Source organism: Streptosporangium nondiastaticum, assembly GCF_003011965.1.
GTDB lineage: Bacteria > Actinomycetota > Actinomycetes > Streptomycetales > Streptomycetaceae > Streptomyces > Streptomyces nondiastaticus.
On record NZ_PXWG01000030.1, the window covers coordinates 52858 to 62505 of the forward strand.

Here is a 9648-nt window from a genome sequence, read left to right on the forward strand (position 1 = left end):
TGCGCGTCAGGTTTCAGGGGCGCGCAGCGCCACCGCCGGCAGGAACTCCCCCCGCAGCGTCCGGTGCCACCAGGCGCCCGTCTCGCGCCGTTCCTCCCACGTGGTGAAGCGGTAGAGGTAGAGCCGCGCCCGGACGTGGGTGGGCGGCGCGCCGGGGAAGGGGTTGTGCCGCAGCAGGCGCAGCGTGGCCGGGTCGCCCGTGAGCAGCCGTTCCACGAACGGGCCGAACCACGGTTCCGCGTACGCCGGGGAGATCCCGGCGAACCACATCATCCAGTCGAGCCGCAAGTGATACGGGGCGTACTGGCGGGACAGCCGGTGCGGGTCGCCGGGCTTGCCCTTGAACCCGTACTCCTTCCACACGGTGTCCGGACCGATGCGCTCCTCGGTGGTGCCCTCGACCACCACCTCGTACCGCCTGCGGTTGACGCTGCCGAAGGCGCCGTACGTGTTGACCAGGTGGAACGCGTTGAAGGACATGTTCATCCGCTGCTGCCGCGAGAGCATGTTGCGCACCGGCCACCAGCTCAGGACGGCCACGAGCGCGGTCGCGGCGATGACGAGGCCCTCGTACCAGACGGGGGGAGCGGACGCCGGGGCGTGCCGGGCGAGGCCGAGGACGTCCGCCATGCCGTCGCCGTCGACGGCGGCGAAGGCCAGGACGATGGTGAGCCAGTTGAGCCAGGCGAAGTTGCCGGAGGCCACGAGCCAGAGCTGGGTGCAGACGATCACCGCGGCGGCCAGGCTCGCGAAGGGCTGCGGGGTGAACAGCGCGACCGGCACGACGAGCTGGGCCACGTGGTTGGCGCCCGTCTCGACCCGGTGCAGCGGCCGGGGCAGGCGGTGGAAGAACCAGCTCAGCGGGCCGGGCATCGGCTGGGTCTCGTGGTGGTAGTACAGGCAGGTCAGATCGCGCCAGCAGGGGTCCCCGCGCATCTTGATCAGCCCCGCGCCGAACTCGACGCGGAAGACCAGCCAGCGCATCAGCCACAGCACGAGGACCGGCGGGCCCGTGTCCGCGTTGCCCAGGAACACCGCGAGGAACCCGGCCTCCAGCAGCAGTGACTCCCAGCCGAAGCCGTACCAGGTCTGGCCGACGTTGACGATCGACAGGTACATCGCCCAGAGCGCGGCCCACATCGTCATCGACGCCCACAGGGGCACCGCGTCCGCCGCCCCCGCCGCCACCGCGGCGGCCAGCGCGGCGCCCGTCCATGCCCACGCCGCGAAGAACCGGTCCGAGTAGTGCAGCTGGAAGACGCCCGGGGCGCGGGCGAACGGCACGTGGCGCACGAAGCGCGGCACGGGCAGCATGCCGCGCTCGCCGATCAGCGCGCGGAACTGGAGGGCGGCCGCGAGGAAGGCCACCAGGTAGAGGCCGGCGAGCCCGCGCTGCACCACCAGCCGGCTCAGCCAGTACCCCGGGACCGTGAACCACTCCATGGCGTATCCGTACCACTCCGGAGCGCGCAGTCACATCGAAGAAACGGGCAAAAGGTGTCAGAGTAGCTCTATGGTTGATCGGGGAGCGACGCCTGCCACCGCACCGGCAGGTTCCGTGCCGGACGACTGGCCCGCTCGCCCGGAGGTCACGCTCGCCCTCAACCGCATGGGCGGCTTCGACTGGGACCTCGACACCGGCGTGCTCCACATGGACGCCTCCGCCCTGGAGCTCTTCGGCCTGACCCCCGAGGAGTTCAACGGCCGCCTCTCGGGCCTGGCCGGCAAGGTGCTCGCCGCCGACGCGGCCGACCTCGACGCCCAGATCACCCGCGCCCTGAAGGAGGGCCGCGAGACCTACAGCGCCTACTACCGCATCCGCACCCCCGACGGCGCCCTGCGCTGGACGTACGCCCAGGGCCGGATCCGGCGAGACGGGGAGGGCCGCCCGCACCGCATCATCGGCATCGTCCGCGACGCCGCCGAGGAGCTCGGCCACTCCATCGGCAGGCGCGACGAGAACCGCCTCTCGCACACCACCATCGTGGAGACCCTCACCGCCGCCCTCGCGCACGCCCGCACCGTCCAGGACGTCATCGACTTCTTCCGCGACGACCGGGCCGTCCAGCACCTCGGCTCCGACCTGCTCGTCCTCGGCATCGTCGAGGCCGGCCGCATCCACATGGTCGCCGAGGGCCCCGGCGAGCACTACGTCCCCGGCACCCGCTGGACCCGCATCGACGACAACTTCCCCATGAGCGACGTCATCCGCACGATGGCCCCGCGCTTCATCGAGTCCCGCGAGGAGTTCGCCCGCTCCTACCCCTGGCTGTGGGAGCGCATCCGGGACACCGGGATCTCGTCGGCCGCCTACCTCCCGCTCATCGCCCAGGCCCGCCCCGTCGGCGCCATCGGGATGCTCTACCGCGAGACCCGCGGCTTCACCCAGCAGGAGCGCAACCTCCTGATCGCCCTCTCCAGCAGCCTCTCGCAGTCCATCGCCCGCGCCATGCTCTACGACCAGGAGCACGACCTCGCCGAGGGCCTCCAGCAGTCCATGCTGCCGCGCCGCATCCCCGAGGTCCCCGGCGCGCAGATCGCCGTCCGCTACCGCTCGGCCCGCATGGGCCGCGACATCGGCGGCGACTGGTACGACGTGATCCCGCTGCCCGGCGGGCGGGTCGGTGCCGTCATCGGCGACGTCCAGGGGCACGACACCCAGGCCGCCGCGGTCATGGGCCAGCTGCGCATCGTCCTGCGGGCGTACGCCACCGAGGGCCACGCCCCGGCCACCGTGATGGCCCGCGCCTCCTCCTTCCTCCACGAGCTCGACACCGACCGCTTCGCCACCTGCGCCTACGCCGAGGCCGACCTGTCCACCGGAGTGGTCCAGCTCGTCCGCGCCGGCCACATCGACCCGCTGCTGCGGCACACCGACGGCACGTGCCGGCGCCTGCCCGTCTCCGGCGGCCTGCCGCTCGGCCTCTCCGCCGAGTTCGGGCGCCTCGACTACCCCGTGACCACCGTCGAGATCGACCCGGGCGAGACGCTCCTGATGTTCACCGACGGCCTCGTCGAGCAGCCCGGCTCCGACCTCGACGAGGGCATGCAGCGCCTCTCCGCCGTCGTCCGCGCCGGCCCGTACGAGCTCCACCAGCTCGCCGACCGGCTGTGCGACGTGATCGGGGAGCGCGTCGGCGAGGACGACATGGCCGTGCTGCTGCTGCGCCGCGAGGGCGCGGCCACCCGGGGCGGCGGCCGGCTGCAGCAGCACATCGCCCCGGCCGACCCGGAGGCGCTCTCCGCGGCCCGCCACATGATCCGCGCGGCCGTACGGGCCTGGGGCGCGCGCGAGCGGTCCGACGAGATCGAGCTCGTCGCGGACGAGCTGGTGACCAACGCCCTGATCCACACCGACAGCGCGGCGGTCGTCACCATCCGCATCATCACCGGGCCCGAACGGCGCGTGCGCGTCGACGTCGAGGACAGGTCCAGCACGCTGCCCCGGCGCCGCGAACCGGGCGAGTCGGGGGTCTCGGGCCGCGGCCTGCTGCTCGTCGACCGGCTCGCCGACGTGTGGGGGGTCGAGTCGCGCGGGACGGGCAAGAGCGTGTGGTGCGAGTTCGTGGTGCCGGGGCGGCACGAGGTGTACGACGAGGCCGGGGAATCCGTCTGACGGCGCGTCGGATCGCCGGTGGCGGATCGTTGCCTCAGTCGCACTCGTCACCCGCCACGGCAAGGAACGCGGCGAGCGCGCGGTGTGCGTGCTGACGCACGACGATCCGGTGCGTGCCTGCGCGCCCGGCAACGGAGCGGGCTGAACACCGGGGGAGCCGTGGCCGAACGGCCGAAGAGGCCAAGGTCACAGCAGTTGCCACTGCTGCAGGGCGCCCCGGCTCCCCTAGCCTTCCCCCCATGACGGTCCTGCCTGACGAAGGCTTCCCCCTGGCCGCCGAGTTCCCGGACCCCACCCGCGAGCAGTGGCAGCGCCTGGTGGAGGGCGTACTGCGCAAAGCGGGCGCGGCTGACGCATCCGGCCCGGCTGCTGAAGCGGCGCTCGCCACCGAACTCCAGGACGGGCTCGCAACCGGCCCGCTCTACACCGCCGACGACGCCCCCGGCGTGCCCGGATATCCGGGCTTCGCCCCGTTCGTCCGCGGCGGACGGCCCGAGGGGACGGCCGTGACCGGCTGGGACGTGCGCCAGCGCCACGCCCACCCGGATCCGCGGCAGGCCAACGAGGCCGTGCTCGCCGACCTGGAGAACGGCGTCACCTCCCTCTGGCTGACCGCCGGCCCCGCCGGCGTCCCGGTCGACGGCATCGCCGCCGCCCTCGACGGCGTCTACCTCGACCTCGCCCCCGTCGTCCTAGACGCGGGCGCGGACTTCGAGCCGGCCGCCCGGGAACTGCTGCGCCTGTACGACGAGCGCGGCCTCGCCCCGCGCGCCGCCCTCGGCAACCTCGGCGCCGACCCGCTCGGCACCCTGGCCCGCACCGGCGGCGACACCGGCCTCGACGGGCCCCTCGCCGCCGCGGCCGCGCTCGCCGCGCTGTGCGCCGACGGCCGGCCCGGCCTGCGCGCCCTGACCGTCGACGCCCTGCCCTACCACGAGGCCGGCGGGTCCGCGGCCGAGGAGCTCGGCTGCTCGCTCGCCACCGGCGTCGCCTACCTCCGCACGCTCACCGCCGCCGGACTGACGGTGGATCAGGCCTGCGCGCAGCTGGAGTTCCGCTACGCCGCCACCGCCGACCAGTTCCTCACCATCGCCAAACTCCGCGCCGCCCGCAGGCTCTGGGCCCGCGTAGCCGAGGTCAGCGGCGCCGCCGCCGCGAGCGCCGCACAGCGCCAGCACGCCGTCACGTCCACGGTGATGATGACCCGCCGTGACCCGTGGGTGAACATGCTGCGCACCACCGTCGCCTGCCTCGGCGCGGGCGTCGGCGGCGCCGACGCCGTCACCGTCCTGCCCTTCGACGAGGCGGCAGGCCTGCCCGACGCCTTCGCTCGCCGCATCGCCCGCAACACCTCCTCGGTGCTGCTGGAGGAGTCCCACCTGGCCCGGGTCATCGACCCCGCCGGCGGCTCCTGGTACGTGGAGGCGCTCACCGACGAGCTCGCGCACGCCGCCTGGGCCTGGTTCCAGGAGCTGGAGCGCGCCGGCGGCCAGGCCGCGGCGCTCCGCTCCGGCCTGGTGGCCGAGCGGCTCGCCGCCACCTGGGCCTGCCGCTCCGCCGACCTGGCCACCCGCCGCGAACCCGTCACCGGCGTCAGCGAGTTCCCGAACCTCGGCGAGCAGCCGCTGCAGCGCGAGCCCGCGCCCGAAGCCCCCGTCGGCGGCCTGCCCCGGGTCCGGCGCGACGAGGCCTACGAGGCCCTGCGCGCCCGCTCCGACGCTCACCTCGCCAGGGCCGGCGCCCGCCCGCGGGTCTTCCTCGCCGCGCTCGGCCCCGCGGCCGCCCACACCGGCCGGGCCACGTTCGCGGCCAACCTCTTCCAGGCCGGCGGCATCGAGCCCGTGCACGACCCCGCCACGGTCGACGCGGCCTCCGTCGCCGAGGCGTACGCGCGCAGCGGCGCCGCCGTGGCCTGCCTGTGCTCCAGCGACAAGCTCTACGCCGAGCAGGCCGAAGCCGTCGCCGCCGCCCTCAAGTCCGCGGGCGCGCAACGGGTGTTCCTCGCGGGCAAGCCCGGCGGCGAGCAGCGGGAGGCTTACCTGCGGTCCGGGGTCGACGCGTTCGTCTTCGCCGGCTGCGACGCCGTCGCCGTCCTGTCCTCCGTCCTCGACAGCATGGGAGTCGCGTGATGCCGTCCTCTCCGGTCCCCGACTTCTCCCGCATCGGCCTCGGCCCGGCACACGTAGGCCCCGCCGACCCGGGCCAGTGGCGCGCCGCTCTGAAGGAGGCCACCGGCAAGAGCGCCGAGGACCTCGTCTGGGAGACCCCCGAGGGCATCGGCGTCAAGCCCCTCTACACCGCCGAAGACCTGCACGGGCTCGACTTCCTCGGCACGTACCCCGGCATCGCGCCCTACCTGCGCGGCCCGTACCCGACGATGTACGTCAACCAGCCCTGGACGATCCGGCAGTACGCGGGCTTCTCCACCGCCGAGGAGTCCAACGCCTTCTACCGGCGCAATCTGGCGGCCGGTCAGAAGGGCCTGTCCGTCGCCTTCGACCTGCCGACCCACCGCGGCTACGACAGCGACCACCCGCGCGTCACCGGTGACGTCGGCATGGCGGGCGTCGCCATCGACTCCATCTACGACATGCGCCAGCTCTTCGACGGCATCCCGCTGGACAGGATGAGCGTGTCGATGACGATGAACGGCGCCGTGCTGCCCGTCCTCGCGCTCTACATCGTCGCCGCCGAGGAACAGGGCGTGCCGCCCGAGAAGCTGGCCGGGACCATCCAGAACGACATCCTCAAGGAGTTCATGGTCCGCAACACCTACATCTATCCGCCCCGGCCCTCGATGCGGATCATCTCCGACATCTTCGCGTACACCTCGCAGAAGATGCCGCGCTACAACTCCATCTCCATCTCCGGCTACCACATCCAGGAGGCCGGGGCCACGGCCGACCTGGAGCTCGCCTACACCCTCGCCGACGGCGTGGAGTACCTCAAGGCGGGCATCGGGGCCGGCCTGGACGTCGACGCGTTCGCGCCCCGGCTCTCCTTCTTCTGGGCGATCGGCATGAACTTCTTCATGGAGATCGCCAAGCTGCGCGCCGCCCGTCTGCTGTGGGCCCGGCTCGTCAAGCGCTTCGAGCCGCAGAACACCAAGTCGCTGTCGCTGCGCACCCACTCGCAGACCTCGGGCTGGTCACTGACCGCGCAGGACGTCTTCAACAACGTCGCCCGCACCTGCGTCGAGGCCATGGCCGCGACCCAGGGCCACACGCAGTCCCTGCACACCAACGCCCTGGACGAGGCGCTCGCCCTGCCCACCGACTTCTCCGCCCGCATCGCCCGCAACACCCAGCTGCTGCTGCAGCAGGAGTCCGGGACCTGCCGGGTCATCGACCCGTGGGGCGGCAGCGCCTACGTCGAGCGGCTCACCCACGACCTCGCGCGCCGCGCCTGGCAGCACATCGAGGAGGTCGAGGCCGCCGGCGGCATGGCCCAGGCCATCGACGCGGGCATCCCCAAGCTGCGCGTCGAGGAGGCCGCGGCCCGCACCCAGGCCCGCATCGACTCCGGACGGCAGCCCGTCATCGGCGTCAACAAGTACCGCGTCGACAGCGACGAGCAGATCGAGGTCCTCAAGGTCGACAACTCCTCCGTGCGCGCCCAGCAGATCGAGAAGCTGCGCAGGCTGCGGGAGGAGCGCGACGAGACCGCCTGCCAGGACGCCCTGCACGCGCTCACCCGTGCCGCCGACGCCGGCGGCGGCCGGGGCCTCGACGGCAACCTCCTGGCCCTCGCCGTGAACGCCGCCCGCGCCAAGGCGACCGTCGGTGAGATCTCCGACGCACTGGAGAAGGTCTACGGACGGCACGCCGGGCAGATCCGTACGATCTCCGGTGTGTACCGCGAAGAGGCAGGCCCGTCGTCCGGCGTGGAGCGCACCCGCACCCTGGTCGAGGCGTTCGAGCGGGAGGACGGCCGCCGCCCGCGCATCCTCGTCGCCAAGATGGGCCAGGACGGCCACGACCGCGGCCAGAAGGTCATCGCCACGGCCTTCGCCGACCTCGGCTTCGACGTCGACGTCGGCCCGCTCTTCCAGACGCCCGAGGAGGTCGCCCGGCAGGCCGTCGAGGCCGACGTGCACATCGTCGGCGTCTCCTCGCTCGCGGCCGGCCACCTCACGCTCGTCCCGGCGCTGCGCGAGCAACTGGCCGAGCAGGGCCGGGAGGACATCATGATCGTCGTCGGGGGCGTCATCCCCCCGCAGGACGTGCCCACGCTCCTGGAGATGGGCGCCGCCGCGGTCTTCCCGCCCGGCACGGTCATCCCCGACGCCGCCCACGACCTGCTGAAGACCCTCGCCGGGGTCCTCGGCCACGAACTGTGAGCAAGGGCCGCTGACATGGCGCGGACGATCGACATCGACGCCTACGTGAAGGGCGTGCTCGACGGCAAGCGCGCGGTCGTCGCCCGCGCCATCACGCTCGTCGAGTCCACCCGGGCCGACCACCGGGCCCTCGCCCAGCGGATGCTGACCGAGCTGCTCCCGCACGCGGGGGCGGCCCGGCGGATCGGCATCACCGGCGTGCCCGGCGTCGGCAAGTCCACCTTCATCGACGCCTTCGGCACGATGCTGACCGGCCTCGGCCACCGCGTCGCGGTCCTCGCCGTCGACCCGTCCTCCAGCAGGACCGGCGGCAGCATCCTGGGCGACAAGACCCGCATGGAGCGGCTCGCCGTCGACCCCGCCGCGTTCGTCCGGCCCTCGCCGACGGCCGGCACCCTCGGCGGCGTGGCCCGGGCCACCCGCGAGACCATCGTCGTCATGGAGGCCGCCGGCCACGACGTCGTGCTCGTGGAGACCGTCGGCGTCGGCCAGTCCGAGACCGCCGTCGCCGACATGGTCGACAGCTTCCTCATGCTCACCCTCGCCCGCACCGGCGACCAGCTCCAGGGCATCAAGAAGGGCGTCCTCGAACTCGCCGACCTCGTCGCCGTCAACAAGGCCGACGGCCCCCACGAGCGCGACGCCAAGGCCGCCGCCCGCGAACTCGCCGGCGCGCTGCGCCTGCTGCAGCCGCCGGACGCCGCCTGGAACCCGCCCGTGCTCACCTGCAGCGCCCGCGAGGGCACGGGCCTGGACACGGTGTGGGAGCGGCTGGAGCAGCACCGGCGCGTCATGGAGACCACGGGCGCGCTGGCCGCCCGCCGGCGCGAACAGCAGGTCGACTGGGTCTGGACGATGGTCCGCGAACAGCTCATGGACGAACTGCGCGACCACCCGGCCGTGCGGGCGGCCGGCCCGGGCATCGAACAGCGCGTGCGCGAGGGCACGCTGCCGGCGGGGCTGGCGGCGGAACGGCTGCTGGAGACGTTCCGCAACGGCCCCACCGGAGGGTGAGGGAACCTCCCGGACGCACGGCACGTTTTCCACCGCACCGGCCGAGACGCGGCCGGTGTTCGGAGGAGCAGCGATGAACGACCTCGCGGCCGGAGGCAACGCGCCGTTGCCCGACGGCGCACTCTCCCTCCGCGTGCCCGGGCCCTTCGACCTGTCGGTCATCGTCACCGGTGAGAACGGAAAGGTCGCCGGGGACGGCGACTTCGTCTTCTACAACCAGCCGGCCGCCCCCGGCGCCCGGCTCACGGGCGACACCGTCACCGTCGACCCGCGCGGCCTGCGGCACGGCGCCGTGCGGGTCACGGTCGTGGTCAGCCCGGCGGACCCCGGCACGCGGCTCGGGGCCCTGCCCGTACCGGTCCTGACCGTCGCCGGAAGCGGCGGCGGGGTCCTGGCCCGGTTCGTGCCGCCGCGCCCCGGGCCGGAGACCGTGCTGCTGCTCGCCGAGCTCTACCGGCGCGGCACCGGCTGGAAGATACGAGCCCTGGGCCAGGGGTACGCGGACGGACTCGCGGGCGTGGCCAGGGACTTCGGGGTGGACGTGGCCGACGAGGGGAACGAGGCGGGCGGGCCCGCAGCGGCACCCGCGGCCGGCGCCGGTGCCGACGCCTTCACCGCGCTCGTGAACGCCGAGCGGGCCGCCGCCGGAGCGCCGCCCGTCACCGCCGACCACCGGCTC

The 9648-nt window shown here is 73.7% G+C and carries 6 protein-coding genes; 5 read left to right on the forward strand and 1 reads right to left on the reverse strand.

The genetic code is table 11. The annotated features are described in order from the left end of the window. Window positions 1–6: 6 nt before the first annotated feature. Window positions 7–1443, reverse strand: coding sequence for a lipase maturation factor family protein (locus B7P34_RS14445; protein WP_106676536.1), 1437 nt, complete (start codon window positions 1441–1443; stop codon window positions 7–9). A gap of 70 nt (window positions 1444–1513) precedes the next feature. Here B7P34_RS14445 and B7P34_RS14450 point away from each other — a divergent pair, with 70 nt between their 5' ends. The 5 genes from B7P34_RS14450 to B7P34_RS14470 form a co-directional block, all read left to right on the forward strand. Continuing rightward, window positions 1514–3616: a SpoIIE family protein phosphatase gene (locus B7P34_RS14450; protein WP_106676537.1), complete on the forward strand. Its 2103-nt coding sequence runs from the start codon at window positions 1514–1516 to the stop codon at window positions 3614–3616. 239 nt (window positions 3617–3855) lie between these two features. Next, the gene (mutA, locus tag B7P34_RS14455) at window positions 3856–5745 is read left to right on the forward strand and encodes a methylmalonyl-CoA mutase small subunit (protein WP_106676539.1); all 1890 of its coding nucleotides are present in this window, start codon (window positions 3856–3858) and stop codon (window positions 5743–5745) included. Beyond that, window positions 5745–7955, forward strand: coding sequence for a methylmalonyl-CoA mutase (gene scpA / locus B7P34_RS14460; RefSeq protein ID WP_106676541.1), 2211 nt, complete (start codon window positions 5745–5747; stop codon window positions 7953–7955). Before mutA ends, scpA begins: the two co-directional genes overlap by 1 nt. 15 nt (window positions 7956–7970) lie before the next feature. Next, window positions 7971–8969 carry a methylmalonyl Co-A mutase-associated GTPase MeaB gene (meaB, locus tag B7P34_RS14465; RefSeq protein ID WP_106676543.1) on the forward strand — a complete coding sequence of 333 codons (999 nt, stop codon included), beginning with the start codon at window positions 7971–7973 and terminating at the stop codon, window positions 8967–8969. Window positions 8970–9042: 73 nt separating this feature from the next. Beyond that, window positions 9043–9648 (forward strand): TerD family protein (locus B7P34_RS14470; RefSeq protein WP_146166819.1); only part of this gene is annotated, 606 nt, incomplete at its 3' end.

Bases quoted from the DNA above. Each gene is read 5' to 3' on its own strand.
- meaB (WP_106676543.1), top strand. From the start codon at position 7,971: ATGGCGCGGACGATCGACATCGACGCCTACGTGAAGGGCGTGCTCGAC.
- B7P34_RS14450 (WP_106676537.1), top strand. From the start codon at position 1,514: ATGGTTGATCGGGGAGCGACGCCTGCCACCGCACCGGCAGGTTCCGTG.
- scpA (WP_106676541.1), top strand. From the start codon at position 5,745: ATGCCGTCCTCTCCGGTCCCCGACTTCTCCCGCATCGGCCTCGGCCCG.
- mutA (WP_106676539.1), top strand. From the start codon at position 3,856: ATGACGGTCCTGCCTGACGAAGGCTTCCCCCTGGCCGCCGAGTTCCCG.
- B7P34_RS14445 (WP_106676536.1), bottom strand. From the start codon at position 1,443: ATGGAGTGGTTCACGGTCCCGGGGTACTGGCTGAGCCGGCTGGTGGTG.